The sequence below is a fragment of the Dietzia sp. SYD-A1 genome, from assembly GCF_015356725.1.
In the GTDB taxonomy this organism is placed as follows: Bacteria; Actinomycetota; Actinomycetes; order Mycobacteriales; family Mycobacteriaceae; genus Dietzia.
Window position 1 is genome coordinate 1 of the sequence record NZ_JADDKI010000712.1, and the last position, 314, is coordinate 314.

General features: G+C 72.6%; 1 pseudogene. It reads right to left on the minus strand.

The features are described 5' to 3' along the window. Positions 1 to 312, minus strand: a pseudogene (locus IY392_RS18915) (hypothetical protein); the annotation flags it as partial. Positions 313 to 314: the final 2 nt, after the last annotated feature.

A 314-nucleotide genomic window follows, 5' to 3' on the forward strand; every position in this document is an offset into this window, starting at 1 on the left:
GATGCGGCGGCGCAACTTCTCGGCGTCACTGCTGGGCAGGTGGGCCCACATGCTGGTCATGCCGTTGCGGCCGGGGCGAAACCGGACGGTGCGCTGCTCGACCGCGGCGTCGACCGCGTCGTCGGCGGCCCGGGGATCGTGGCGTTCTCTCGCTGTGTCGACCGCGGTGTCCAGGGCGGTGCGGCTGGGTCGGTGGCCCCCGTCCAGATCCCGGGCCAGGGCGCCGACGACCTCCGATTCCACTGCCGCGATCATCTGGTCGGGGATCTCGGCCAGCCGGCAGGCGGTGTCGATGGCCAGCTGTTCGGGCAGCA